The sequence below is a fragment of the Lysobacter capsici genome, from assembly GCF_018732085.1.
GTDB lineage: Bacteria > Pseudomonadota > Gammaproteobacteria > Xanthomonadales > Xanthomonadaceae > Lysobacter > Lysobacter capsici_A.
The window spans coordinates 4,486,104-4,512,566 of the sequence record NZ_CP076103.1 but is presented as its reverse complement, the minus strand read 5'-3'; the positions used below and the strand labels follow the sequence as shown (position 1 = coordinate 4,512,566).

Here is a 26,463-nt window from a genome sequence, read left to right as displayed (position 1 = left end):
GCGATCGCTTCGCCCGCGCATCGCGATATCGCCGTCGCGCTTGCGACGAAGACCTTCGAGCGCGCGCGATTCGCATCGTTCCCGCATCGCGTCGGTGGTGATGAATTCGTGCGTCAGTCGCCACTACCTCGTTCTGTTGTACGCATCACGAAAGCACGCCGTCCATGCGCCGAGCGGCGCTTGTCAGCGCTTCGATCCGCTCCGCAGCATGGCCTGCAGCGCGCCCTCGCGCCTGCCCACCGCCCATGATCCATGGAGAGTTTCCCAATGCGCTTCCAACCTGCCGCGTTGCCGCTGCTGCTGGCTTTGTCCGCCAGCGCCGTGGCTGCCGATGATCTGCCCGTATTCGTAACCGCCCAGTACGACAACCCGGCGCAGCTGCAACGCATCGCCTCGCGCTTCCAGCATTTGAACGTAGACCGCAACGCCAAGACGGTGAAGGTCGAGGCGATGCCGGAGGATCTGACCGCGCTCACCAAGGCGGGCTTCAAGTATCAAGTCGATCAGGAGGCCACCGCGCGACTGCAGCGTCTGCAGACCGCGCTGCAAGGCTCGCTCAACGGGGTCAAGAGCATCCCGGGCTTCGCCTGTTTCCGCACGGTCGAAGAAACCTATACGACGATGGATAACCTCGTCGCGAGCAAGCCGAATCTTGCGCGCATCACCAACATCGGCCCGACCTGGCAGAAGACCCAGAACCCCGGCACCGGTTACGACATGCGCGTGCTGCGGCTGAGCAATACCGCCACCGACGCGGCCTTGCCGAACAAGCCGACGCTGGTGTTGTTCGGTTCGATCCACGCCCGTGAGTACGCGCCGGCGGAACTGGTCACGCGTTTCGCCGAAGGGCTGGTCAACGGCTACGGCACCGATCCCGAAGCGACCTGGCTGCTCGATAACTTCGCCTTCCAGTTGGTGCTGCAGGCCAATCCCGATGGCCGCAAGAAAGCCGAGGCCGGCGCGTCGTGGCGCAAGAACGTCAACAACAGCAACGGCGGCAGTTGCAGCGCGAGCAGCTACGGCACCGATCTAAACCGCAATTTCCCGTATCACTGGAACACCGCAGCCGGTGGCTCCAGCGGCAACCAGTGCGCGGAAACCTATCGCGGCCCGACCGCGTCGTCGGACCCGGAAACCCAGAACCTGATGCGCCTGGTCGCCGGCACCCGCGGCAGCAACGGCGTCTACACCGGCGGCATCTTCGCCGACCGCCGTCCCGACGACGTCAACACCGCCGCGCCCGACGACACCCAGGGCGTGTTCATCGACATCCACAGCGCGGCCGATCTGGTGCTGTGGTCGTGGGGCGACACCAGCAATCCCGCGCCGAACATGAGTTCGCTGCGCACCCTCGGCCGGCGCATGGCGTACTTCAACGGCTACTACCCACAGCAGTCCGACGAGCTGTACGCCACCGACGGCACCACCGACGACACCATGTACGGCCTGCTCGGCGTGCCGGGCTATACGATCGAACTCGGCGGCAGTTTCTTCGAAAGCTGCAGCAGCTTCACCGGCACCACCTTGCCGAACAACCTCAAGACCCTGCGTTATGTCGCGCGCAGCCTGTGGGCGCCGTACACGCTGCCCAGCGGTCCGGACACCACCGTGGTCAACGTCTCCTCGGCCACCGTGCCCGCGGGTACGCCGGTGACCATCACCGCGAACATCAACGACGGTCTGTTCAACCAGAACAACGGCAGCGAACCGGTGCAGAACATCGCGTCGGCGCGCGCGTACCTGGATGCGCCGCCGTGGGCGAGCGGCGCGACGCCGATCGCGTTGAGCGCCAGCGACGGCAGTTTCAACAGCAGCAACGAGAACGTCACCGGCAGCATCTCCACCACCGGCCTGAGCCAGGGCGTGCATACCGTGTACGTGCAGGGCACCGACGCGGCCGGCAAGCCGGGCACCCCGAACGCGGTGCGCTTCACCGTCGGCGGTACCGGCCCGGTCAACAATCCGCCGGTGGCGAATTTCACCTCGGCGATCAGCGGCTTGAGCGTGAACTTCACCGATACCTCCAGCGACAGCGATGGCGCCATCGCCTCGCGCAGCTGGAACTTCGGCGACGGCACCACTTCGACCGCGGCCAATCCGTCGAAGACCTACAGCGCGGCGGGCACCTACACCGTCACCTTGACCGTCGCCGACGACGACGGCGCGACCAACACCAAGACCGGTTCGGTCACCGTGACCGCGGGTCCGGGCGGCACCCAGACCTACAGCAACGGCACCGACGTCGCGATCACCGACAACGCCACCGTGGAAAGCTCGATCGTGGTGTCCGGCCGCACCGGCAACGGCGCGACGAGCACGCCGGTGCAGGTGACGATCTATCACACCTACAAGAGCGACATCAAAGTCGATCTGGTGGCGCCGGACGGCACGGTCTACAACATCCACAACCGCACCGGCGGCAGCGCCGACAACGTGATCGGCACGTTCAACAAGGATTTGTCGAGCGAGCCGCTCAACGGTACGTGGAAGTTGCGGGTCAACGACAACGCGACCGGCGATACGGGGCGGATCGATACGTGGAGTCTGACGTTCTGATTTGATCCGATTGGCTTTATCCGATCGGTTTGATCTGATTGGTGTGATGCGATCGATCTGGGGCAGGCCCGGGTGTGGCGAGGTGTCGCTGCACCCGGGCTTTTCGGTTTGAGGGGGGATGCTTTGAATCTGCGCATGAGGCGCGATGCGGCGACATCGCCGCCCCTGTAGGAGCGACGCGAGTCGCGACCGCGACATCACGACAACCTCGCAACCTTCGCCGTGGCCGCATTCTCGCGGTCGCGGCTTGCGCCGCTCCTACAGGTAGGTCATCCGGTTTTCGCTTGAAGTCTTGCAGTTCATCCAGCACTGCGAAGCGGCTTACTCGCGAGAACAACAGCACACCCGGAGGGCGGCGCACATGGATGTGCGCCGTGCGCCACCGGGACAGGATGTCCCGTGTGGCGCATGCCTGCGTATGCACCGATCGTGCGGGCACTTGATTCAAAGAAAAGCGTTTTTCTTTGGTTACCTTTCTTTTGTCGCTTTTGACAAAAGAAAGTAACTCGGCCGCTTGCGGACGAAAGCTGTTGACTCTGCCTTTCCGCTTCAAAAGCTCTAGATCTTCAAAGCTTTTAAAGCTGCAAGCAGGATCAAAAGCTTCCGCCACTAAAGCGGCGGGTAACTTTCTTTTGTCCAGAGCCACAAAAGAAAGTCACCAAAGAAAAAGGCGTTCCTGTTTCGAATCAAAAGCCGCACGATCGGTGCTTGCGCGGGCATGCGCCACACGGGACATCCATGTCCCGGTGGCGCACGGCGTGCATCCTGCACGCCGCCCTCCGGGTGTGCTTTTGCTAACGCGAGTTACAGGCCTCGCAGCGCTGGTAGGACGTCTCTGCTTCAGGCTCAAGCCAAAGCCAAAGTCAAATCCAAAGGCAAAGGCAAAGGCAAAGGCAAAGCAAGGCTTACTCAAAAATTAGGTCAAACCAAAGAGGCGAGCCAAAGCGAGGCGCATCATTGGAATTTGCGGCGGGGCGAGGCATTGCCAGCGGAGGTCGAGCGAACCCCATTCGCGGCCGCCATCGATTTACGAAAGCGACTTTTCTACAGCCAATCAAAGCAACAGCTCACTAAAAATGTGATGCAAAGATAACGTCGGACAATAGGAATGAAGCGCGCGAAGTGCCCCCGATGGCCGCATTGTTTCCTTCGACGAAACCCCGAAAATTCCGAGGATTTATCGCGTCAAGCGTCGGCGAAGACCATCCGCATCCGCACCGTAAGCGTTTACTGCACGGTTGCATGACTCAAGTCACGAACGCGAATGTGCGCTCGAACCGATTGCGGCTTGTTCGCATCATGCCTACCCGCTTAGGGTCGAAACCCGGGCGTATCGGAACCTTTCCCCCGCACGGTTCGGCGCCGCTTTCACGCGCAGCAAACCCCTCGCGACGACCGCGCCACGCGCGGTCGTCATCCCAGTCCAGCCGCGTCCCCGCGCCGATGCCGAAACATCGCGCCGGCGACGTCGAACCAGGAGCGCTTTCCGTGAATCAGCAACTTGCCACCGTGCCCGCCTCGCCCTTGCGGACGATGTTCGTTCCGACCCTGCTCGCCCTCGCGCTCGCCGCCGCCGCCGCGCCGGTGTTCGCGCAGGACCATGCGCACGATCACGTGCGTCCGGCCGATGCCACCGACGATCCGTTCAAGCCGGTCTACATCGTGACCTCGCGCGCCACCTTCGATGCCGGGGTCAAGACGCTGACGAACAATGCGCTCGGCCTGAGCAATCCGGCCGGCGCCAAGCTGGTGATCTCCGAACTCAAGACCCACCAACTGGTCGACATCGCCCGCCACGTCCACGAGAAGGAACAGCGCTGCGGCGGTTTCGTTGCGTTCGATTCGCGCGAAGAGGCCGAAACCTTCGTCAAGAACGATCGCAGCGTGCAGGCGATCAACGCCCAGTTCGCGACCTACACCATCGACAACCAGGCCACGGTGACGCCGTGGCTGAGCCAGGTCGCCGAAGCCAATATCCGCGGCACCATCAATCACCTGTCGACCTCGTACCCGAACCGCTACTACGCCTCCACCCACGGCCGCACCTCGGCGACCTGGATCAAGGACACCTGGCTCGGCCTGGCCAACGGCCGCAGCGACGTCAGCGCCGAGCTGTACACCGGTTGCACCAACTGCTCGACCCAGCCGTCGGCGATCCTGACCATCCAGGGCAGCGAGCTGCCGAACGAAGTGGTGGTGCTCGGCGCGCACCTGGACTCGATCTCCAGCAGCGGCAGCGGCGATGCGATGAACGCGCCGGGCGCCGACGACGACGCCTCGGGCATCGCCACCTTGACCGAAGTGCTGCGCGTGGCGCTGGCCAGCGGCTACAAGCCCAAGCGCACGATCAAGTTCATGGGCTACGCGGCCGAGGAAGTCGGCCTGCGCGGATCCAAGGCGATCGCCACCGACTTCCAGACCCGCGGCGTCAACGTGGTCGGCGTGCTGCAGCTGGACATGACCAACTACCGCGTCAGCGGCGCGCCGGCGGTGCGTCTGGTCAGCGATTACTCCAATTCCAGCCTGCAGCAGTTCCTGCGCGATCTGTACACCACCTACCTCGGCGGCACCGTCGGCAGCTACACCTGCGGCTACGGCTGTTCGGATCACGCTTCGTGGACCGCGGCGGGTTTCCCGGCGGCGATCTATTTCGAAGGCGGCACCGCCAACGGCGGCTATTCGCCGTACATCCACACGCCCAACGACACGATGGCCAACATGAGCAACTCGGCGGCCAACAGCGTGCCGTTCGCGAAGCTCGGCCTGGCCTTCCTCGGCGAGCTCGGCAAGACCGCCGGCACCGGTCCGGGCCCGGGTCCGGGCACCCAGACCTACACCAACGGCACCGACGTGGCGATCACCGACAACGCCACGGTCGAAAGCACGATCAACGTGTCCGGCCGCACCGGCAACGCGCCGAGCAATGCCTCGGTGTCGGTCAACATCCTGCATACCTACAAGCAGGACATCAAGGTCGACCTGGTCGCGCCGGACGGTTCGCTCTACAACATCCACAACCGCACCGGCGGCAGCGCCGACAACGTCACCGGCACCTTCACCTTCAATCTGTCCAGCGAAACGCTCAACGGCGCGTGGAAGCTGCGGGTCAACGACAACGCCAGCGGCGATGTCGGCCGCATCGACACCTGGAGCATCACGTTCTGATCGGCGGCGGCGAATCGATGCCGTGCGCATCGGTTCGCCGCATCTGCGCATGAACGAAGACGTTGCGACCCCGGCTCCGGCCGGGGTTTTTTCATGCCGATGCCGATGCCGATCCGATGCATGGCGCTGGCGCTGGCGCTGACGCTTGGGACCCGCGCGGCATCGCGATCGGTCGACACCGCGTGTGGCCACGGGGATGGAATGCGAATGCATCGAAATCCGCTTCGGACTCGTCTGATTCGCCGATTTGCACGACGGCCATCACCGCCGGGCGGCTTCCGCGAAAGCGTGGCCGGCCTGCGCTCGCTGCGCGGCGATCTAGCCTGGGCTTGCGCGCATCGGCGCCGCTCGGACACAGGCGAACCTCGCAGTGCATGGCCGGCGAGTGCGGTCGCGCCGCACGCGGCGCGAAGGCGGCATCGACCCGCGCAATCCGCACCGCCTCGTGTGCGACGCCCTCATCCAAGGAGCCTCACCGTGCAACGTTCGATCCTGCTGTCGCTTTCGCTGCTCTCGCTGACCGTCGCCGCGCCCGCGTTCGCGCAGAGCGCCCCCGCACGCATCGACGCCGCCCGCGTCGTCCCGGCCCAGGCCGACCCCGCCATGGCCGCCGCGTTATCGGATCCGTTCAAGCCGGTGTACGTGGTGACCTCGCGCCAGACTCACGACGCGGGCCTGAGCACGCTCGCGCGCAACGCCAGCGCCCGCGTCGGCCGCAGCGGCGCGGCCCTGGTCGTGTCCGAACTGCAGACCCATCAGCTCGGCGACCTGAGCCGCCACGTGCATGAAAAAGAACGCCGCTGCGGCGGCTACTTCGCCTTCGACAGCCGCGCCGAAGCCGAAGCCTTCGTGCGCAACGACCGCAGCGTGGAAGCGATGACCACCGCCTTCGCCAGCTATGCGATCGACAACCAGGCCACGGTCACGCCCTGGCTGGGGCAGGTCAACGAAGCCAACATCCGCGCGACCATCCAGTCCCTGTCGAGCAACTGGCCGAACCGTCACGCCAGCACCAGCCACGGCCGCAACGCCGCGACCTGGGTTCGCGACCGCTGGGCCGCGCTCGGCAATGGCCGCGGCGACGTCAGCACCGAACTGTTCAACTGCAGCAACTGCGGTTCGCAGCCGTCGGTCATCCTCACCATCGGCGGCAACGAACTGCCGGACGAAGTGGTGGTTCTCGGCGCGCACCTGGACACCGTCTCCAACAGCGGCAGCGGCGAAAGCATGCGCGCGCCCGGCGCCGACGACGATGCGTCCGGCATCGCCACCCTGACCGAGGTGCTGCGCATCGCCATGGCCAGCGGCTACAAGCCCAAGCGCACGATCAAGCTGATGGGATATGCGGCCGAGGAAATCGGCCTGCGCGGTTCCAATGCGATCGCCGCGGACTTCAAGCGCCGCGGCGTCAACGTGGTCGGCGTGCTGCAGCTGGACATGACCAACTACCGCACCAGCACCGCGCCGGACGTGCGGGTGATCAACGACTTCTCCAACGCCGGCCTGCAGCAGTTGCTGCGCGATCTGTTCGCGACCTACCTCGGCGGCAGCCTGCGGCTGGGCAGCTACACCTGCAATTACGGCTGTTCCGATCACGCCTCGTGGACCGCGGCGGGTTATCCGGCGGCGATGTATTTCGAAGGCGGCAACGCCAACGGCGGCTATTCGCCGTACATCCACACCGCCAACGACACCCTGGCCAGCGTGGGCCAGTCGGCGCGCGCGAGCGTGCCGTTCGCCAAGCTGGGACTGGCGTTCCTGGGCGAGGTGGGCAAGACCGCCGGGCGCTGAGGGCAGGGCGGTGGCGACGGCCCGGGCCGAGGGGCCGGGTCGTCGCGGGATACCAAACGCTGGCTCAGCGGGTGCAGCTTTCGTCGGGTTCGATCGCGCCGCGCTTGCCGATGCGCCAGTTGGTGACGCTGCCCAGCGCGTCGGTCTCGAACACCAGCTGGGTGTCCTTGCCGTCCGGCGGCGACACCTGCAGGAACGCGGCGCCTTCGAAGCTCGGGTTGGGGACCTGCTTGACCTTGCCCGGGTAGGCCTTGTTGATCTCGTCGATGCTCATGCCGATGCGGCCGCCGCCGGGAGCGAGCGCCTTGGGATCGTAGACGTCGATGCCGGTCAGGCCGCCGGCGCCCATCAGGAAGCCGTACTGGTGGGTGATCGCGCCGCGCACCGGGTACAGCAGGTAGCACTTGGCGTCGGGGCGCTGGCCGTTGTTGTCCTTCATCTCGCCGCCCCAGGCGCCGCGCACGGCGGCGGCGTCGGCGCCGAACTTGGCGCTGACCGCGCCGGCTTGCGTGCTGCCGTTGAAGCCGTCGTAGCCGATCGCGTCGTTGCGCAGCACGCGCGCGGGCGGTTCCAGCGGGTTGGGGGCGGCGTCGGCCGCGGCGGCGGTCGGCGCCTTGCCGGTGTCGGTCTGGGCCGCAGCGGCGGGCTGGGCGGGTTCGGCGGGTTTCTGGCAGGCCGCCAGCGCGAGCAGCGCCAACGCAGACACCGTCAGGGCCGGAACGATTCGACGCATGAAGATCACCGCAGCAGTGGACAAGCCGTCGATGCTAATCCATCGCGGGGCGGCGCAAGGGCCGAATCCACAGCCGATGTGGACCCAAATGCGCGACGGCGTTGGCGATCCGCGAGACGCCGTTGGAGCTTGCGATGTGATGCGCGGACGGGTTTGCCGATGTTGGCCAAACCCGGAGCCTGGCCGCTTCGGGCCGCGCGATCACGCCGCGGCGCGGTTCACAGCGCTTCGAAACGGTTGGCTTCGACGTTCTTGCGCACCTTGGCCGGGTCCCAGATCCGCCCGTTCATGGCGATGTAGACGCCGGCCGGCAACGACTGCACCGCGCCGACCGCGGTGCCGATGTTGAATTCGGCGTCCGAGCCGCGGAACCGCGCCGGGTTCAGCGCGCCGGTCAGGACGATGGTCTTGCCGGGGATGGTGGCCAGCACCTTGGCGGTCTCGACCATGCTGTCGGTGCCGTGGGTGACCAGCACGTGCTGCGCGTCCTGGGCGGCGATCGCGGCGCGGATCAGCTCGCGGTCGGCGCCGGTGATGTGCAGCGAATCCTTGCGGATGATCGGAATCACGCTGTAGCGGAAGGCCACGCCGAGCTCGTCGAGAATGCGGCCGATCTGCGGTTCGCCGATCTGGTAGTCCGACTTGTCGTCGAAGTAGATCTTGTCGATCGTGCCGCCGGTGGTGACGATGCAGAGCTGGTCCATCTCGAGGGATTCACGTATTCGGGGAAACGCCGATTATAGGTCCAGCGGCATGCGCGCGTTTGCGCCGGCCTGGCGGCGCAATCGAGCGCGGCCCCGTACCGGTACGTGCGGACGCCTCGCCCGGTAGCGGGACATCTTCGCTGCGGCCGTGCGCTCATGTGATTCGCGCATGCCCGGGCTGCTGGTACGAATGCGACGCGGCCATGGCTCGCCACGGTGGCGGGTACGCCGCCTGGAAGCTCCGGGGGATCAGGGTTTCTTTTGGAAGCGCGCTTTTACCCCGGCCAGGTTGGCCGCGAAGATCACCGCCAGCGCCAGCACCACTTCGATCAAGGCATACGCGCGCTCGGGCGGCGACGACCACGCCAGCATGACCCCGTGGCAGAACCAGAACAGCGCGAGCACGCCGGCCCAGTACGCGGCCAGGCGGCTGCGCAGGGCGACGCCGAGCGCGAGCAGCGTCGGCGGCAGCACGAACACGGTCAGGCCGGCGATCGGATGTTGCCGCGGCAGCAGGTACCAGACGCAGAACAGGGCCGCCAGCAACAACAGCGCGGTCAGCAGCACCCAGTCGGCGCGGGTGCGCGGCGCGCGCGCCGGAGCGGGCGCGTTCAACGGCTCACCTTGGCGACCAGGTCGGCGACGCGGCGGCCGAGCGCGCGGGCGAGGATCGCCTCGTCCTCGCTGGGCTGCGGATCGTCCTGGGCGCCGGCGACGTGGCTGGCGCCGTAAGGCGTGCCGCCGCCGCGGGTGTGGCTGAGCGCGGGCTCGGTGTAGGGAATGCCGACGATCACGCAGCCGTGGTGCAGCAGCGGCACCATCATCGTCAGCAGGGTGGATTCCTGGCCGCCGTGCTGGGTGGCGGTCGAGGTGAACACGCCCGCGGGCTTGCCGACCAGGGTGCCGCTGGCCCATTCGGCGCCCAGGCCGTCCAGCCAGTGCTTGACCGGCGCGGCCATGTTGCCGAAGCGGGTCGGGCTGCCGAGCACCAGGCCGGCGCATTCGACCAGGTCGCGCGCGTCCACGTACGGGGCGCCGTCGTCGGGCACCGGCGGCGCGGCGGTCTGGGTGACCGCGGCCACCGGCGGCACGCTGCGCACGCGCGCGCTGACGCCGTCGACTTCGCCGATCCCGCGCGCGATCTGCCGCGCGAGCCGCGCCACCGATCCGCCGCGGCTGTAGTAGAGCACCAGTACTTCGGTCATTGGATTCTCCTTTGCGGGGAAGGATAGAGGAATGCGCTGATGGGGCGGGTGGGCCCTCACCCCAACCCCTCTCCCGCTTTGCGGGAGAGGGGCTTTTATACGTAGCCGCTTTGTTTCCTTCTCCCGCTTGCGGGAGAAGGTGGCCCGCAGGGCCGGATGAGGGCACGCGGCCCGATTCGACTCGAAGCATCACTGCATGCCACCCCCACACCCCATCGGTTACCCTGCGGCGGATGGAACCTTTGGACTCGATCTACCGCTGGGCCGACCGCGTGCGCGACCGCGCGCGCATGAGCACGTTCTTCCGCTTCCTGGCCAAGCGCTTCCTCGACGACAACCTGTTCCAGGCCGCCGGCGCGCTGTCGTACACGACCGTGTTCGCGTTGGTGCCGCTGTCGATGGTGGTGTTCGGCGTGCTCTCGGCGTTCCCGATGTTCGGCGAATGGAGCGACCGGCTCAGCGACTACATCTTCTCCAACTTCGTGCCGTCGGCGGCGCGCTCGGTGGAGAGCTACCTCAAGCAGTTTTCGGCCAACGCCGGCCAGCTCACCACCGCCGGCGTGATCGCGCTGGTGGTCTCGCTGCTGATCACCCTCAACGGCGTGGAAGCCGCGTTCAACCGGATCTGGCGGGTGCCGTCGGCGCGGCCGCGGCTGGGCCGGTTCCTGGTCTACTGGACCGTGCTGACCCTGGGCGCGTTGATCGCCGCCGCCAGCCTGGCGATCTCGGCGCGCTTCTTCGCCATGGAAGTGTTCGCCACCGAACCGGGCCGCTGGCTGGAAAGCCTGATGCTGCGCGTCGCGCCGATGGGCCTGGAATGGCTGGCGTTCGCGGCGATCTTCAAGGTCGTGCCGCATCGCACGGTCAAGTGGCGTCACGCCGTGGCCGGCGCGTTCCTGGCGATGGTGCTGTTCGAATTGATCAAGGGCGGCATCGGCCTGTACCTGGGCAGTTTCGGCTCGTATTCGAAGATCTACGGCACGTTGGCGTTCGTGCCGATCTTCCTGCTGTGGATCTACCTGAGCTGGATCGCGGTGCTGCTCGGCGCCTCGCTGGCCTCCTCGATCGCCGCGTTCCGCTATCAGCCCGCGTCGATGCGGCTGCCGCTGGGCTTCGAGATGTACGGCCTGCTGCGCCTGCTCGCGCGCTTCAACGAGGCGCGCAAGGACGGCCGCGGCCTGCATGTCGACGACATCCAGCAGCGCGAACCGATGCTGACCGACGCCCTGGTCCAGCAGATGCTCGAACAGCTCGGCCAGATCAACGTGGTGCGCCGCGCCGAAAGCGGCGAGTGGCTGCTGGCCCGCGACCTCGACGACTTGTCGCTGGGCGAACTGTACGAAGCGTGCAACCTGCGCATTCCGATCGCCGAGGCGATGCTGCCGTGCCGCGACGACCTGCTCGGTCAGTCCGCGGTCGCGGCGATGGACGAACTGCGCGTGCCGTTGCGCGCGCTCATGAAACGACGCGTGTCCAGCATTCACGCCGAAGAGGAACGATCCTGATGTCCAGCCTCACCCGCGCCACCACCCGCCGCAGCCTGCCGCTGCTCGCCGTCGCGATCGCCGCGGCCTTGCTCGGCGCGTGCCAGAAACCCGCCGAACCCGCTGCGGCCAAGCCCGCCGAAGCCAAGCCCGCCGAAGCCAAGCCCGCCGCGACCGCGCCGGCCGCCGCGCCCACGGCCGACAAGCCGGCGACCGACACGCCCGCTTCCGACACGCCGCAGTTGCGCATCGCGACCATCGACGGCAAGACCTACGACCTGGCCGAACACCGCGGCCGCTGGGTGGTGGTGAATTTCTGGGCGACCTGGTGCGCGCCGTGCATCAAGGAAATGCCCGAGCTGTCGGCGCTGGATACGATGCGCGAACACATCGAGGTCATCGGCCTGGCCTACGAGGAAATCGAACTGCCCGACATGCAGGCGTTCTTGAAGGAGCATCCGGTGTCGTATCCGATCGCGATTTTGGATGTGACCGCGCCGCCGGCCGCGTTCGATACCCCGCGCGGCCTGCCGATGACCTATCTGATCGGTCCCGACGGCAAGGTCGCCGACAAATTCCTCGGCCCGGTCGACGCGAAGAAGATCGAGGAGGCGATCGCCAAGGCCGGTGGGCCGAAGGCAACCGAAGCGGCGCCGCCAGTCGCGAAAGGCGGTGCATCCGCAGGCCATACGTGAGCGCAGCGCGCTTCTTCATCGCCGGCAAGGTCCAGGGCGTGTGGTTCCGCGCGTCCACCCGCGAGCAGGCGGTGGCGCTGGAACTGCGCGGTTACGCCAGCAACCTGCGCGACGGCCGGGTCGAAGTCCTGGCCGTCGGCGAGGAGGCCGCGATCGAACGACTGGCGCAGTGGCTGCATCGTGGCCCGCCGATGGCGAGGGTCGACACCGTGCTGCGCGAAGTGGCGAGCGAGGACGAAGCCGGCGACGGATTCGTCTGCGGCTGAGCGCGGCGCAGCGCGGTTCGATTCGATTTGGCTCAGCGCGGCACCGCTGCGTCGACGGCAAGGCGATACCCGCGCCGTCGCTAGGGTCAGCACTAGCGTGGGCACGCCCTAGCTAGCCGGCGCGACCTGGCAGCGCTTGAATGCTGACAGCGAATCGCCAAGGAGAGCCCCCATGCTGCCGCCCCTCGACCGGTCCTATCCGACCCAGTTCGACACCTGCAAGCCGCCCGTGCCGCCGGCCGATCCGCGCGCGCCGGACCTGCGACCGGTCAACGCCGACTACGGCCCCAATCAATTCGAAATCGGCGTCAAAGGGCCCGACCCGGCGCTCGCCGTCGGTGGCAGCCACGACCAGCAGGAGCAGCAGCGCGACTACATGCTCGCGCTGGCCACGCGCGGCTTCGCCAGCTACCTGACCGGCCACACGCCGGGTACGCCGCGTTATCCCAGCGACGGCGACGTGCGCAACATCCTGGCCGACCTCAACACCAACCCGCCGATCGGCGAGGTCGGCGTCGACGTCACCCGCGCGGTCTATCAAAGCAATATCCCCAACGCGACCGCGCAAGAGGCGTACCAGCATTTCGTCGACAACCCCGAGCAGGTGTTCGGCGCCGGCGGCATGGAAATCCGCCCGCCGGCCAGCCGCCTGGAAGACGGCGGCCGCTACATGCTCGAAACCGGCGGCCCGCCGCCGACCTGGCTGCCAGTCGAGATCCGCCTGGACCCGGGCGCCAACGCGATCACCATCAACACCCTCGACGGCCACGTCCTGCGCGGCACCCAGACCTTCACCTTCACCGACGACTGCAACGGCGGCGCGGTGCTGAGCCAGGACGCGATCTTCCAGGGCAGCACCCAGATGGTCGGCGACATCCAGCAGCTCGCGTCGGTCTCCGGCGGCCAGCACAACGCCTGGGAAAACGCGCACCGCGAGATCTACGGCCAGTTCAACGGCGACCAGGACTACACCGGCATCGGCACCTCCGCGGTCAGCCCGGACCTGATCAAGGGCTGGGGCGAAATGCTCAAGACCATCGCCGCCGACCCGGGCAACTTCGTCGACGTGCTGGTCGACAGCGGCGGCGAACTGGCCAACGAGACCATCGATCACTGGGGCGGCTGGGCCGGCGATTTCCTCGACTGGACCGGCATTCCCGGCGGCGGCGTGGTCCGCGACGTTACCGACACGATCGGCGACGGCGTCAGCAAGGTCGCCGACGTGGGCGGCGATCTGATCGAGCTGGGCTTGAAGGCCAAGTTCTGGTGAGTGATCGGTGCGATGCCGTTTCGTCCGGCATGGACGGCGGCATCAGGCGAATGCGGCAATCGCGTCCTGAACGCCGATAGCAGCGCGCCGCGTCCGACGGCGGCGCGCTGAGCCGCGCGAAGCGATGCGCGGCTCGATACGAACTGCGCTGCATCAATCGCGCGGCGCGCATCGCGGCAGAGACGAAGCATCTGCTGCGAATCCATCGCCGGCCGCTCGCTACAACGCGCCCAGCCGCGTCATCACCTGGCCGTTGCGCCACTCGCGTTGCGCGTCGACATGGCCGCTGCGGTCGAGATACTCGATGATCGAGCGCACCGTCACCACCGGATAATCGCCGGCCAGGCGGGTGCCGATCGGATGATCGGTGAAGGCGACATTCGCGCTGAACAAGCCGCCGAGCACGCGCTTGGAATAGGGGATGTGGATGCGGTCGGGACGAAAGCCGTCGCTTTCGGCCGCGCGGTAGGCGTCGCGCCGATGGCTGCTGAGCCGATGTTCGTCGCTGGTATCGAGCAGGCTCGCGCCGAGTATTTCCACCACCCAGGCGGTGGAGTTTTGATAGTCGGCGCTGCCGGGCCGCGCGATCAGGTTGTAGTGCGGCTGATGCAGCGCGCCGCGCGGCAATGCGCGCAGGTAATCGGCCAGCCGCTGCGCTTGTTCCGGTTGCAGCCAGACGATGCGCGCGTCCTGGTTGACCAGATCGTCGGCGAAGAAATTCACCAGCCCCTGCGTGTACAGATTGGACCGGTCGCTGCCGCATTCGTTGAGCAGATGCACCGCGGTCCAGCGTCCGGCCGGGTGATCGCGCACGACGAAGCCGACATGGCTGTAGACCAGCCCTTGCGCGGACAGGTCGGTGCCCACGCGCGCGACCAGCGCGGCCGGGGCGTCGCGTTGGTCGAGCGCGGCGGCGACGGTCAATGCGGTCTGCGCGGCCGCGGCGGCGCTTTGCGGGCTGATGGTGGCGTTCTCGCAGCGAGTGCCCGCACGTCCTTGTGCGGGCAACAGCCCCGATACCACCACTGCCACTGCCAGCGTGATGGCCAGCGTCCTGCCGGCCGCCGGCATCCTGCCAGCCACGAAGGTTCGAACGAGGAACGAGAGCGCTCTCCTGGAGGCCGCGCTGATGAAAAGCGGGCCGGTGGAAAGCGTTCTGGAAAGCGGGTTCATGCGCCGATTCGCGCGCTGTGCATGAGCGCGCGGGTCTGATCGTTGGGGACGAAGCCGATGAGTTTGAGCGGCTTGCCGCCGCTGATCAGCCAACCGGTCGCGACCACCGCGATCACCACCACCCAGCCGACCTTGATGCCCAGCTCCTTGGCCTGTTGCGCCGACAGCACGATCACGAACGAAGCGCCGGCGGCGGCCGCCGAGAGCGTCACCGCGACGCCCTGCGCACTGGCGGCGACGCCGGTCACCGAAAACTTGGCGCCCTGCGACAAGGCATGCGCCGCCGCCACCGGCACTTCGACCGAGGCGTTGAGACTGGCCTCGGACTGGCGGCTGACCGCGTCCGATTGCCCCGCCGCCCTTGCCGGCATCCCTGCCAGCAAGCCTGCGACGGCCAAACCCACCAAGACCCGGGGGAGCATGCGTTCGGCAATCCGTGGCATTCGAGCAACCTTGTCCTGATGTGGAGCCACCCTCGGCGGGCCCCGCGGCGATTGCAAGAATGATCGACAAGGTGGCTCGGACAGGACTGCCCGGTAGCGTATTGTGATACCCCATGGCCCTCTCTCTAGAACTCGTCGACGCCCTCAAGCGCTTTCTGCGCGCCCAGGACCTGACCTACCGCGATCTCGCCGTGCGGCTGAAACTCAGCGAAGCGGCGGTCAAGCGCATGTTTTCGCGCCGGGCGATGAGCCTGCAGCGGCTGGAGGAGGTGTGCGAGGTGCTCGACATCGGCCTGGCCGAACTCAGCGCCGAGTCGGCGCGCGGACGCCCGCCGATGGCCGCGCTCAGCGAGGCGCAGGAGCAGGCGCTGGTCGACGAACCGGCGCTGCTGCTGGCCTTGTTCCTGACCTTGAACCGCTGGAAGCAGGCCGACGTCCAGGCCCATTTCAATTTCGACAACGCCCAGTGGACCGCGCTGCTGGTGCGGCTGGACCGGCTCGGGATCATCGAACTGATGCCCGGCAACCGCGGCCGGCCGCTGACCGCGCGCAATTTCCGCTGGCGCGCCGACGGGCCGATGGAACGTTATTTCCGCCATCGCCTGCTCGGCGATTTTTTCGCCGACCCGTTCGACGGCGAACAGGACGTGCTGCTGTTGCTCAGCGGCGCGCTGAGCATCGCCGGCATCCGCCAGCTCAAGCAGCGGCTGGGCGAGGTCGCGCGCGAGTTCGATGCGCTGCTGGCGCGCGACGCCTCGCTGAGCGCGCAGGAGCGGGTCGGGGTGAGCCTGGTGCTGGCGCAGAAGCCGTGGCTGCTGCAGTTGTTCCATCCGTATCGGCGGTCGCAGGGCGACTGACCTCGCTATCGGTTGGCTGATGGCGTTTCGACGTCATCGCCATGCACCGCGCGAATCCAGTGGCGCGATGGTTGAATTGGCGCGGTCGCGGCTCGCGCCGCTCCTACATGGGCTCGCTGTAGGAGCGGCGCGAGCCGCGACCGCGTCACCGCATACACGGCGAATACCGCAATAGCGCGTCATCGATAATGCGCGACGACAAAATTCGCAGACGCAGACGCACGCGCACCGCGGCGCAACAGACGCAAACGCGAGCTCAGCCTTTACCGATCGGCTTGAGCACCTTGTACTTCTCCTTCGACGGCTTGCCCTTGAGCGGCGGGAACTCAAGCTCGGTCTCCGGCAGCTTCGTTTCCGGGAGCCGCGATAGCAGATCGCGGATCAAGCTCAGCCGGCCCTGCCGCTGGTCGTTGAAATCCACCAGCGTCCACGGCGCGTGCTTGCTGTGAGTCGCCTCGAGCATCACCTCGCGCGCCTTGGTGTAATCGTCGTAGTGCTTGCGCGCTTCCAGGTCGATCGGCGACAGCTTCCAGCGCTTGAGCGGGTCGTCCAGGCGTTCGGCGAAGCGCTCCTCCTGTTCCTTCTGGTCGCAACACAGCCAGTACTTGAACAGCACGATGCCGTCGTCGGTCAACAGCTTTTCGAAGGCCGGCGCCTGCTTGAGAAAGGCCTTGACCTGCTCGGGCTTGGCGAAGCCCATGACGCTTTCCACGCCGGCGCGGTTGTACCAGCTGCGATCGAACAACGCGATCTCGCCGGCCGCGGGCAGGTGCGGCACATAGCGCTGGAAATACCACTGGCCGCTTTCGCGTTCGCTCGGCTTGGACAGCGCGACGATGTGGCATTGGCGCGGGTTGAGGTGTTCGGACAAGGCGCCGATCGCGCCGCCCTTGCCGGCGGTGTCGCGGCCTTCGAGCAACACCACCACGCGCTTGCCGTGGTGCTGCACCCAGCGCGCCATCGCCGCGAGTTCGAGTTGCAGCGCTTCGAGCTGCTCCTCGTAATCCTTGCGCTTGAGCTTGCTCATCGTCTGGCCTTTTTCGATCCGGAGGATTTCGCCGCGGGTTTGCCGGCCGCGCCGCGCCTGGTGCCGGCCATCGCGGTGGCGACTTCCAGCAGCGCGCCTTGTTGCTTGGTGCTCAGCGCGCGGTACGCGGCGAGCAGGTCGTGTTCGCCCTGGGTGCGGGCCGGATCCAGCGTGCTGGCCAGGTCGGCGAGCAGGGCGCCGGCGGGGACGCCGAACGCGCGCGCGAGCGCATCGACCTGATCGCGGCCGGGCAGCTTGTCGCCGCGCAGCCAGGCGCTGACGGTGGCCGCGCCCGCGCGCGGGATCGCGGTGGCCAGGTCGGTGACGCTCAGGCCGCTGGCCTTGGTCAACAAACGCAGGGTGGTGTCGAGCGGCATGCCGATCACTCCTTGAGGCGGGGACGCAATGTGGCGAGATTGCACGGCCGGGTGCGCGCGTCGAGTTGCGCGCTGACGATCTTTTCCCAGGCGGTGCGGCAGGCCGAGGTCGACCCCGGCAGGCAGAACACGAAGGTGGCGTTGGCCAAACCGGCGAAGGCGCGCGACTGCAGGGTCGAGGTGCCGATTTCGTCGAAGCTGATCGCGCGGAACAGTTCGCCGAAGCCCGGCATTTCCTTGTCCAGCAGCGGCAGCAGCGCCTCGGGCGTGGAGTCGCGGCCGGTGAAGCCGGTGCCGCCGGTGACCAGGATGCCGTCGACGCCTTCGTCGGCGATCCATTGCGACACCGCCGCGCGCAGTTGGTAGCGGTCATCGGGCAGCAGCTTGCGTTCGACCAGGCGATGGCCGGCATCGGTCAGCGACTGGATCAGGTAATCGCCGGAACTGTCTTCGGCCAGGCTGCGGCTGTCGGACACGGTCAGCACGCACAGGTTCAGGGGGATGAAATCGCGTTCTGCGGTCATGGGCGCAGCCTAGCGCAAATGGCGGAAGGGGAGGTTAGAGGCAGGTGCGGCAATGGCCTGCGTCGAGCCGCGGCGCTAACGCGACGGCCCTTGCAGCATCGCCGGCGCCTCGCCCTTGCGTTGCCGCCGCGCCATCGCCATCGTCATCGCGGCGAAATCGATCGCGAACCCGTCCATGTCGAACAGGCCGCTGTCGCGGCGACGCTCGGCCAGCCGATTGCGAAGTTCGGCCAACGCTTCGCGGTCGTTGCCCAGCGCGATCGCACGGGCGACGAAGGCCGCATCGTCGGCCACGTTCATCGACTCCAGGCCCAGATGGTGATTGAGGCTGCCGGCCACGCGCGCGGCGAAGGTCGCGCCGGGGCAGGTCAGCACCGGGCAGCCGGCCCACAGGGCGTCGGACGCGGTGGTGTGGGCGTTGTAGGGATTGGTGTCGAGAAACAGATCGGCATGGCGCAGCCGCGCCAGGTAGTCGGGATGCGGCTGTTTGCGCATGAACACCAGCCGCTCCGGCGACAGGCCCTGCTGCGCGGCGAACTCGCGCAGGCGCTGGTCGGCGCGGCCCGGTCCCGACATCAGCCACAGCACGCTGCCGGGCACGCCGCGCAGCACCGCCAGCGCGCGCGCCATGCTGTGCGGATTGAGTTTGTAACTGTTGTTGAAACAGCAGAACACCACAGCGTCCTCGGGCAGGGCGCAGTCGCCGCGCGGCGGTGGCAGCGGCAATTCGCGGCGGGTGTCGGAGGGTTGGAAACAACGCGGAAGCCAGGCCACGGTTTCGCTGAAATCGGCGCTCAGCGCTTCGGGCAGCACGTAGCGATCGGCGAGCACGTAGTCGATCCACGGCGCGCCCGAAGTGCCCGGGTAGGCGAGCCAGTTGACCTGCACCGGCGCCGGCCGCATCGCCAGCACTTCCGGCGCACCGCCGCCGCCCCAGCCGCGCAGGTCGAACAATACGTCGATGCCGGCGCGGCGGATGGTGGCGGCGACCTGGCCGTGCGGCTGCCGGCTGACGTCGTGCATCACCGCGACCGCGTCGTGCAGGCGGCGCCGGATCGGGCTGTCGTCGTCGCCGTTGAGCGCGAACAACTGCACCTCCAGGCCGCCGCGTTTGCGCAGCGCTTCGAACAAGGCCACCGTCAGCAGGCCGGTGGGATGCGCGCCGAAGCCGTTGGACAGGAACCCGGCGCGTATCGGCGCGGCGAGGTCCTTGGCCGGCGCCGGCGGCAGCGGCCGCACCACGCCGGCGATCTGCGCCGCGCGCAGGCCGGCGCAGCGGCGTTGTTCGGCGGCGCTGGTGTCTTCGCTGAGAAACGCGAACGGTTCGACCGAGGCTTCGCTGCGCGCGACCGCGTCGCGCACCTGGCGGGCGAGCGCATCGACATCGGACCAGTCGCACAGGCGCCGCCGCCACGCGAGCAGGTACGCCGCCAGTTGCGCATGCCCCGGCGCCAGCGCGTGCGCGTGCGCATACGCGGCCAGCGCGCCTTCGCCGTCGCCGATGTCTTCCAGCGCATGCGCCAGCCACACGTTGATGCCCGGATGCTGCGGCGCGCTGCGCGCGGCCGCGCGCAGGCTGGTGACCGCCTGTTCGCGCTGGCCCAGCATCCATTGCGCGCGGCCCAGCCGCGCCAGCGCTTCGGGATGGCCCGGGCGCAGGCTCAGCGCGCGCCGCGCCGCGGTTTCGCCGCCGCGCGCGTCGCCGGCATCGAGTTCGTGATCGGCCAGGCTGACCCAACCCATGGCGTCGCCGGGATTGAGTTGCAGCGCCTGCCGCAGTGGAGTGCGCGGATCGTTCATGCGAGAGAAGCCCGACCGGGGTTCAAGCCGATGCGGCCGGTGGATGCAGCGGCAGATGGTAGCGTTGGGTGCCGTCGAAGCGTTGCCAGCCCGCGGCGTCGTACAGCGCCTGCGCGCCGAGGTTGTCGTGGTTGGTTTCCAGCTCCAGCCGCGCCGCGCCGTCGGCGCGGGCGAACGCCGCGGCCGCGTCCAGCAAGGCCTGGGCGACGCCGCGCCGGCGCGAATGCGCTTGTACGAACAGATCGTTGAGCACCCATACCCGCGCCGCGCGCACCGAGGAGAACATCGGATACAACTGGGTGAAACCGGCGCCGTCGTCGCCGTCCAGCACCGCCAGCAGCAACACCGAATCGCCGCGGCTCAGGCGTTCGCCGAGGAAGGAGCGCGACACCGCCTCGTCGAAACGCTGGGTGTAGAAATGCCGGTAACGGTCGAACAGCGGGGCGAGCAGATCGAGGTCGTCGAGACCGGCGCGGCGGACGGTGAGGCTCATGGCGAAGTCGGTCCGGCGGGAGATGGCCGATTATGGCCGCTGGGGCTGTGCGACGTCATGGCCTGGGATCGTGCATCGGCGCGGGCGGTGTGCGCCATCGCACGAAGCGGCAACGCGGTTGCGCGCGATCGTCCCCGTAGCCCCCTGTAGGAGCGGCGCAAGCCGCGACCGCGCCACCACGCCTACGTCGCAAGCGTGGTGGCGCGGTCGCGGCTTGCGCCGCTCCTACAGAAGGCGCGCGGTATTTCCGGAGAGGCGGGTGCGGCCGCGTCTTGCGAGGGGGCTTCGGCCATAGCCGCGAACGCGAAACCTCACCTGCGTCGTAGGCGAGATTTCGCGGTCGCGGCTTGCGCCGCTCCTACAGGGGGCTCACGGGGGCGACGATCGGCGAAACTTGCGACTCAACTGGCCGACAAGCGCGCCAGTTCGTCGGCCTGATGCTCGTGGATCAGGCGACCGATCAAACCGTCCAGGTCGCCGGCCACGATGTTCGGCAGGTCGTACAGGGTCAGGCCTTCGACGCGGTGGTCGGTGATCCGGCCCTGCGGGAAGTTGTAGGTGCGGATGCGCTGGCTGCGGTCGCCGCTGCCGACCTGCAGGCGCCGGTCCTGCGCCTGCGCGGCCGCGGCCTTGGCCGCCGCGGCGTCCGACAGCATCGCCTGCAGGCGCTTGAGCGCCTTGTCGCGATTGGCGTGCTGGCTGCGCTCGGTCTGGTTCTCGACCACCACGCCGCTGGGGGTATGGGTGATGCGGATCGCCGACTCGGTCTTGTTGACGTGCTGGCCGCCGGCGCCGGAGGAACGGAAGGTGTCGACCTTCAGATCGGCCGGGTTGATCTCGATCGGTTCGCCCTCGGGCTCGACCGCGATGATCGCCACGGTCGCCGCCGAGGTGTGGATGCGGCCCTGCGATTCGGTTTCCGGCACGCGCTGCACGCGGTGGGTGCCGGATTCGAACTTGAGCCGGGAATACGCGCCGCGGCCTTCGACCCGGCCGATGATTTCCTTGTAGCCGCCGTGCTCACCGGGATTGGACGATTCGATCTCGACCTTCCAGCCCTGGCGCTCGGCGTAGCGCGCGTACATCCGGAACAGATCGCCTGCGAAGATCGCCGCTTCGTCGCCGCCGGTGCCGGCGCGCACTTCCAGGTACAGGTCGCCGTCGTCGCGCGGGTCTTTCGGGATCAGGTGCGCGAGCAGTTCGACATCGAGCTGTTCCAGCCGCGCCTGCGCGCCGAGGATTTCCTCGTCGGCCAGCTCGCGCAGCTCCGGATCGTTGCGCATCGCCTCGGCCGCGGCGAGGTCGGCCTTGGCCCGCGCTTCCTCGGCCAGGGCGATCGCGACTGGTTCGAGCTGGGCGAATTCGCGCGACAGCTTGCGGAAGCGGTCGTTGTCGCCGATCACGCCCGGATCGCCGAGCAGCCGTTCGAGTTCTTCGCGGCGTTCGACCAGGGCTTCGAGTTTGCGGCGCAGGGTGGGGGTCATTGGGTTGCCGGGAATGGGGAATAGGGAGTCGGGAATCGGAAGAGCCAGAGCGCGTGCGATGCGATCTGGGCGCTAACGATCGTCCGACGAATCCGCTGTTTCGATTCCCGATTCTCCATTCCCGATTCCCGGCTCCACCGCCGGAAACATCTTGTCCGCCGCCCGCGCCAATTCCGGATTGCCGGTCAGCGCCGCTTCGCGCAGGGCGATGGTCGGCGCGTGCAGCAGGCGGTTGGTCAGGGTGTGGGCGAGGAAGTTGAGGACTTCGGCGGGGTCCTGGCCCGATTGCAGTTGCTGCCGGGCCTTGGCCAGCACTTCTTCGCGCGCGGCCTGGCCGTGATCGCGCAGGCGCTTGATCGGCGCGGTGCGGGTGCTCGCGGCCAGGGTTTCGACGAAGCGCGCGACCTGCAGGTCGACGATGGCCTCGGCCTCGGTCGCCGCTTCGCGGCGGCTGCGGCGGTTGTCTTCGATCGAGCGTTCCAGATCGTCGACGGTGTAGAGGAACACGTCCTTGAGCTCGGCCACGTCGGCGGCGATGTCGCGCGGCACGGCCAGGTCCAGCAGCAGCATCGGCCGGTGCTTGCGCGTGGCCAGGGCGGCGGCGACCTGCGGCCGGCGCAGCACCGGTTCGCGGCTGGCGGTCGCCGACAGCACGATGTCGGCCTCGCCCAGGTGGCGGTCGAGTTCGCTCAACGGCAGCGCGACGCCGCCGTGGCGGGTGGCGAGGTCCTGGGCGTGGGCGAGGGTGCGGTTGGCGATCAGCAGGCGCTTGGCTTTCGCCTGCACCAGATGCCGCGCGGCGAGTTCCACCGTTTCGCCCGCGCCGATCAGCAGCACGGTCGAATCGTCCAGCCGCGCGAACGATTCCTGCGCCAGCCGCACCGCGGCCGAGGCCACCGACACCGGGTTGGCGCCGATGCGGGTGTCGGTGCGCGCGCGCTTGGCGGTCGAGAACGCTTGCTGGAACAGTCGGTCGAGCTGGCTGCCCAGGGTGCCGGCGGCGCGGGCGCTGGCCCAGGCGTCCTTCACTTGGCCCAGAATCTGCGGTTCGCCCAGCACCAGCGAATCCAGCCCGGTCGCGACCCGGAACAGATGCCGCACCGCATCGGCGTCGCGATGGCGGTACAGATACGCGTGCAGATCGCCGGCGTCGTCGGGATGCGTGGCCAGCCACTGCGCCAGCGCATCGCCGCCGTCTTCGGCCACCGCGTACAGCTCGGTGCGGTTGCAGGTCGACAGCAGCGCGACCTCGCGCACCGGCGCCAGCGCGCGCAGCGCGGCGAGCGCGCTGGTCACCGCGTCGCCGGAAAACGCCACGCGTTCGCGCAGGCTGACCGGCGCGGTCTGATGGTTGATGCCGAGGACGAACAAACTCATGACAGACCGCGGCTGAAGGGATGAAAGCCGCGCGCGCGCAGGCGGCGTGCGACCGGGGCGCGGGCACGGGCGACCGCCATCGCAAGGCTGCGAAAAAGTTTCATCGGGCGGTGTGCGGCGCGGGACATCGGTTCAGGTGCTTGCGATAAGCTGCGGGCTGCTGAAGGCCGCCATTCTACCGGCCCACTGGTCTCGCCGTGGTTCTCTACGATTCGATTTGCTCGATCGGTCCAATAGACAGAACTAAACGTAAGCCGGCCGCGGCTGCGGCCCATTCCCTCCGGCGGTTGCCGGTCGCGCTGCTGAGCGTGGTCCTGGCGCTCGCTTCGGGCGCCGTCTCCGCCGCCGCCGCGCCGATCCAGCCCTCCGCCGCCGCGCTCGCCGCCGCCCGCGCCCAGATGCAGGCCCGGGCCGCCAAGGACCCGACCGGCGCGTCGCTGGAATCGCTGCTCAGCGGCGAATTCTCGCTCCAGGCCGGCAAGCTGACCGACGCCGCCACCGCCTATCTGAAGGCCGCGCGCGCCGCCGGCGATGTGGCCCTGGCCGAGCGCGCGACCACCATCGCCATCGTCGCCAAGCAGGACGCGACCGCGTCCGAATCGCTGGCGCTGTGGCGCAAGCTCGGCGGCAAGGGCGCGTCGATCAGCGCGGCCGAGGCGACCCTGGCGCTGCGTCGCGGCGACGAGCGCGACGCGCTGCGCCAGCTCAACAATCTGATGAGCAGCGATCCTGCCACCGGCTGGCGCCAGGCGCTGGGCGTGCTGACCGCCGGGTCCAAGACCCCGCAGCAGGCCGGGCGCATGCTCGAGAAGATCATCGACGGCGGGCAGATGCCGCCGCGCAACCTGATGGCCTGGGTCGCCTTCGGCGGCCTGGCGCAGCGGCTCGACCAGCCCAAGCTGACCGAGCGCATCGTCGAGGAAGTGGTCAGGCGCTTCCCCGGCGAGCCGCGGGTCGGCCTGCTGCGGGTCAGCCAATTGCGCGAGGACGGCAAGACCGAGCAGGCCCAGCAACTGCTGTCGACCCTGGTGCCGCTGGCCGACGGCGACAGCAATCTGCGCGCCTTGATCGCCGAACAGTACGAAGGGCTCAACGATTTCCAGAACGTCGCCGCGGTGCTCGCGCGCGGCCCGCAGGACGAGCAGACCTATGCCTTGCGCGCGTCCTACCTGGCCCGCGCCGAGGACAAGCCGACCCTGACCAAGCTCTACGACGAACTGCGCGCCGACGCCGCCAAGCCCGATCCGGCGCGGCGCCTGCTGCTGGCGCAGATGGCCGAATTCCTCGAACGCAACGAGGAAGCGCTGAGCTGGTACCAGGGCGTGCCCGGCGGCTCGCAGCGTTCGATCGCGCGCCTGCGCAGCGCCAACGTGCTGCACAAGCTGCAACGCGGCGACGAGGCCTACGCCAGCCTGCGCGCGATCCAGTCCGACGCCTCGGCCGAGGACGAAACCCGCCGCGACGCCTACATCCTGGAAGCCAGCCTGCGCGCCGAGGACAAGAGCGACAGCGGCGAAAGCGATGCGTTCGCGCGCGGCCTGGCCGCGTTCCCGGACGAGCCGGAAATCCTCTACGCCCGCGCCCTGAGCTGGGAGCGCCGCGACGACGTGGCCCGCGCCGAAGCCGATTTCCGCCGCATCCTGGTCGCCGAACCCGACAGCGTGGCCGCGCTCAATGCGCTGGGCTACACGCTCGCCGACCGCACCACCCGGTATCAGGAAGCGCTGGAGCTGATCGAGCGCGCCCGCACCGCCGAACCCGACAACTCCGCGATCATCGACAGCTACGGCTGGGTGCTGTATCGCCTGGGCCGGGTGCAGGAAGCCGAGACCGAACTGCGCCGCGCGCTGACCTTGCAGAAAGACGCCGAGATCGCCTCGCACCTAGCCGAAGTGCTGTGGGAAAGCGGTCGCCGCGACGAGGCGCGCAAGTATTTCGAACAGGCGCGCAAGATCGATCCGGAAAATCGCTCGCTGCTGCGGGCGTTGAAGAAGTACGGGCTGTAATGACTGGTTTGATCGCTGTTTTTGGCATGCGCACGGCCGTGGTCGCGATGCTGGCGCTTGGGCTCAGCGCCTGCGTGGGCGGCGCGGTCAAGCCTTCCGCCGGCGAAACCGTCGTGCCCGCCGCCGACGCCGCGCAACGCGAAGCCGCCCGTGCGCTGCGGGTGCGCGCGGGCAGCGAGTGGTCGTTGACCGGCCGCATCGCCGTGTCCAACGCCGGCAAGGGTGGCAGCGGCCGGATCGAATGGACTCAGCGCGGCGAACGCTTCGAAGTCGCGCTCAGCGCGCCGGTGACCCGGCAAAGCTGGCGTCTGGCCGGCGGCCCGGGCGAAGCCCGCCTGGAGGGCCTGGAAGGCGGCCCGCGCAGCGGCGACAACGCCGCCGCCCTGCTGCTGGAAACCACCGGCTGGGACATCCCGGTCGAGGCACTGGGCAACTGGCTGCGCGGCCTGCCGGCCGAAGGAAGCGCTGCGGCGAAACTGACCCCCGGCCCGGACGGCCGCCCGCTGTCGATCGAACAGGGCGGCTGGACCATCGCCTACCAATGGCCGGCCAGCGGCGATCTGCCGTCGCGGCTGGATGCGCGCCGCGCGAGCGCGCGGGTGCGCTTGATCGTGGACGAGTGGGAGGGCGGGGCGGCGGCTGCGCCGGTCGCTTCCCGCGATGAAGTTTGGGAATCTTTGCAGCCCAACGTCGCCAAGTTACGCAATGAGCTGTCGCTGCTGAACCTGGACGATCCGGCTGGCGATGCACGCGCCAACCTGGCGCAGGGGCGTGCGCGATTGATCGGCGTGTGCGGCTTTTCCTGCGTTGCGCCCGGGATCGAAGGCGGCGCCAGCGCAGGCATCGACGGCATCCACTATCTGGAAGGCACCAGCGACGTAGTGGAAGGCGACGAACACGCACGATTGCTGAAGCAGGCCATGCGCTACGCGATCGCCTACAACCAGTCGCTGGTCGCGGCCCTGAAGGCCAATACAGCCAGCGGTTCGGCTGCGGCGCCCTCCGCGTCTGCTTCCCGCTGAGCGGGTTTCTG

At 68.1% G+C, this 26,463-nt stretch carries 23 protein-coding genes; 10 read left to right on the top strand and 13 right to left on the bottom strand.

Features of this window, described 5'->3' with window-relative positions; all coding sequences use genetic code 11:
- The first annotated feature begins 267 nt into the window (after window positions 1-267).
- The 3 genes from KME82_RS26850 (at window position 268) to KME82_RS18830 (ending at window position 7,512) form a co-directional block, all read left to right on the top strand.
- A complete protein-coding gene (locus tag KME82_RS26850; RefSeq protein WP_215495383.1) occupies window positions 268-2,556 on the top strand; it encodes a M14 family zinc carboxypeptidase in 2,289 nt (762 codons plus the stop codon).
- 1,488 nt (window positions 2,557-4,044) lie between these two features.
- Complete coding sequence (locus KME82_RS18835) at window positions 4,045-5,721, top strand: M20/M25/M40 family metallo-hydrolase (RefSeq protein WP_215495382.1); 1,677 nt, start codon at window positions 4,045-4,047, stop codon at window positions 5,719-5,721.
- A 477-nt stretch (window positions 5,722-6,198) separates the two neighbouring features.
- On the top strand, window positions 6,199-7,512 hold the full coding sequence (locus KME82_RS18830) for a M20/M25/M40 family metallo-hydrolase (protein WP_215495381.1): 1,314 nt from the start codon (window positions 6,199-6,201) through the stop codon (window positions 7,510-7,512).
- Window positions 7,513-7,576: 64 nt separating this feature from the next.
- Here KME82_RS18830 and KME82_RS18825 read toward each other — a convergent pair whose 3' ends face one another.
- From KME82_RS18825 to wrbA, 4 genes are all read right to left on the bottom strand, one after another.
- The gene (locus KME82_RS18825; protein WP_215495380.1) at window positions 7,577-8,245 is read right to left on the bottom strand and encodes a hypothetical protein; all 669 of its coding nucleotides are present in this window, start codon (window positions 8,243-8,245) and stop codon (window positions 7,577-7,579) included.
- A gap of 218 nt (window positions 8,246-8,463) precedes the next feature.
- Window positions 8,464-8,949, bottom strand: coding sequence for an asparaginase domain-containing protein (locus KME82_RS18820; RefSeq protein WP_046657652.1), 486 nt, complete (start codon window positions 8,947-8,949; stop codon window positions 8,464-8,466).
- A 249-nt stretch (window positions 8,950-9,198) separates the two neighbouring features.
- Complete coding sequence (locus KME82_RS18815; RefSeq protein ID WP_215495379.1) at window positions 9,199-9,564, bottom strand: DUF2069 domain-containing protein; 366 nt, start codon at window positions 9,562-9,564, stop codon at window positions 9,199-9,201.
- A complete protein-coding gene (wrbA, locus tag KME82_RS18810; protein WP_215495378.1) occupies window positions 9,561-10,154 on the bottom strand; it encodes an NAD(P)H:quinone oxidoreductase in 594 nt (197 codons plus the stop codon). The genes KME82_RS18815 and wrbA overlap by 4 nt, the downstream gene beginning before the upstream one ends.
- A gap of 233 nt (window positions 10,155-10,387) precedes the next feature.
- Here wrbA and KME82_RS18805 point away from each other — a divergent pair, with 233 nt between their 5' ends.
- From KME82_RS18805 to KME82_RS18790, 4 genes are all read left to right on the top strand, one after another.
- The gene (locus tag KME82_RS18805; RefSeq protein WP_215495377.1) at window positions 10,388-11,659 is read left to right on the top strand and encodes a YihY family inner membrane protein; all 1,272 of its coding nucleotides are present in this window, start codon (window positions 10,388-10,390) and stop codon (window positions 11,657-11,659) included.
- Window positions 11,659-12,333 (top strand): TlpA family protein disulfide reductase, encoded by a 675-nt coding sequence (locus KME82_RS18800; RefSeq protein WP_215495376.1) that lies wholly within the window; start codon window positions 11,659-11,661, stop codon window positions 12,331-12,333. The genes KME82_RS18805 and KME82_RS18800 overlap by 1 nt, the downstream gene beginning before the upstream one ends.
- The gene (locus KME82_RS18795) at window positions 12,330-12,599 is read left to right on the top strand and encodes an acylphosphatase (protein WP_215495375.1); all 270 of its coding nucleotides are present in this window, start codon (window positions 12,330-12,332) and stop codon (window positions 12,597-12,599) included. Before KME82_RS18800 ends, KME82_RS18795 begins: the two co-directional genes overlap by 4 nt.
- A 172-nt stretch (window positions 12,600-12,771) precedes the next feature.
- Window positions 12,772-13,869 carry a hypothetical protein gene (locus KME82_RS18790; protein ID WP_215495374.1) on the top strand — a complete coding sequence of 366 codons (1,098 nt, stop codon included), beginning with the start codon at window positions 12,772-12,774 and terminating at the stop codon, window positions 13,867-13,869.
- A 219-nt stretch (window positions 13,870-14,088) separates the two neighbouring features.
- Here KME82_RS18790 and KME82_RS18785 read toward each other — a convergent pair whose 3' ends face one another.
- Together KME82_RS18785 and KME82_RS18780 are read right to left on the bottom strand one after the other, a co-directional pair.
- Complete coding sequence (locus KME82_RS18785) at window positions 14,089-14,952, bottom strand: DUF2145 domain-containing protein (RefSeq protein ID WP_215495373.1); 864 nt, start codon at window positions 14,950-14,952, stop codon at window positions 14,089-14,091.
- A gap of 86 nt (window positions 14,953-15,038) precedes the next feature.
- Window positions 15,039-15,413, bottom strand: a complete 375-nt coding sequence (locus tag KME82_RS18780) for a hypothetical protein (protein WP_215495372.1) — start codon at window positions 15,411-15,413, stop codon at window positions 15,039-15,041.
- Window positions 15,414-15,598: 185 nt separating this feature from the next.
- Between KME82_RS18780 and KME82_RS18775 the strand changes: the two genes are divergently transcribed.
- Window positions 15,599-16,342, top strand: a complete 744-nt coding sequence (locus tag KME82_RS18775) for a helix-turn-helix domain-containing protein (protein ID WP_215495371.1) — start codon at window positions 15,599-15,601, stop codon at window positions 16,340-16,342.
- A gap of 256 nt (window positions 16,343-16,598) precedes the next feature.
- Here the strand turns inward: KME82_RS18775 and ppk2 are convergent, their stop codons facing one another.
- From ppk2 to hemA, 7 genes are all read right to left on the bottom strand, one after another.
- A complete protein-coding gene (gene ppk2, locus KME82_RS18770; RefSeq protein ID WP_215495370.1) occupies window positions 16,599-17,369 on the bottom strand; it encodes a polyphosphate kinase 2 in 771 nt (256 codons plus the stop codon).
- The gene (locus KME82_RS18765; protein WP_215495369.1) at window positions 17,366-17,746 is read right to left on the bottom strand and encodes a helix-turn-helix domain-containing protein; all 381 of its coding nucleotides are present in this window, start codon (window positions 17,744-17,746) and stop codon (window positions 17,366-17,368) included. Before KME82_RS18765 ends, ppk2 begins: the two co-directional genes overlap by 4 nt.
- Before the next feature lie 5 nt (window positions 17,747-17,751).
- Complete coding sequence (gene moaB, locus KME82_RS18760; RefSeq protein WP_215495368.1) at window positions 17,752-18,270, bottom strand: molybdenum cofactor biosynthesis protein B; 519 nt, start codon at window positions 18,268-18,270, stop codon at window positions 17,752-17,754.
- Window positions 18,271-18,345: 75 nt separating this feature from the next.
- The gene (locus KME82_RS18755; RefSeq protein ID WP_215495367.1) at window positions 18,346-20,070 is read right to left on the bottom strand and encodes a tetratricopeptide repeat protein; all 1,725 of its coding nucleotides are present in this window, start codon (window positions 20,068-20,070) and stop codon (window positions 18,346-18,348) included.
- Window positions 20,071-20,092: 22 nt separating this feature from the next.
- The gene (locus tag KME82_RS18750) at window positions 20,093-20,563 is read right to left on the bottom strand and encodes a GNAT family N-acetyltransferase (RefSeq protein WP_215495366.1); all 471 of its coding nucleotides are present in this window, start codon (window positions 20,561-20,563) and stop codon (window positions 20,093-20,095) included.
- 401 nt (window positions 20,564-20,964) lie between these two features.
- Complete coding sequence (gene prfA, locus KME82_RS18745; RefSeq protein WP_215495365.1) at window positions 20,965-22,047, bottom strand: peptide chain release factor 1; 1,083 nt, start codon at window positions 22,045-22,047, stop codon at window positions 20,965-20,967.
- Between the two features lie 72 nt (window positions 22,048-22,119).
- Window positions 22,120-23,424 carry a glutamyl-tRNA reductase gene (hemA, locus tag KME82_RS18740; RefSeq protein ID WP_215495364.1) on the bottom strand — a complete coding sequence of 435 codons (1,305 nt, stop codon included), beginning with the start codon at window positions 23,422-23,424 and terminating at the stop codon, window positions 22,120-22,122.
- Between the two features lie 398 nt (window positions 23,425-23,822).
- Here hemA and KME82_RS18735 point away from each other — a divergent pair, with 398 nt between their 5' ends.
- Both KME82_RS18735 and lolB read left to right on the top strand, forming a co-directional pair.
- Window positions 23,823-25,430, top strand: coding sequence for a tetratricopeptide repeat protein (locus KME82_RS18735; RefSeq protein ID WP_430538852.1), 1,608 nt, complete (start codon window positions 23,823-23,825; stop codon window positions 25,428-25,430).
- Window positions 25,431-25,456: 26 nt separating this feature from the next.
- Window positions 25,457-26,452 (top strand): lipoprotein insertase outer membrane protein LolB, encoded by a 996-nt coding sequence (gene lolB, locus KME82_RS18730; RefSeq protein WP_252255419.1) that lies wholly within the window; start codon window positions 25,457-25,459, stop codon window positions 26,450-26,452.
- Window positions 26,453-26,463: the final 11 nt, after the last annotated feature.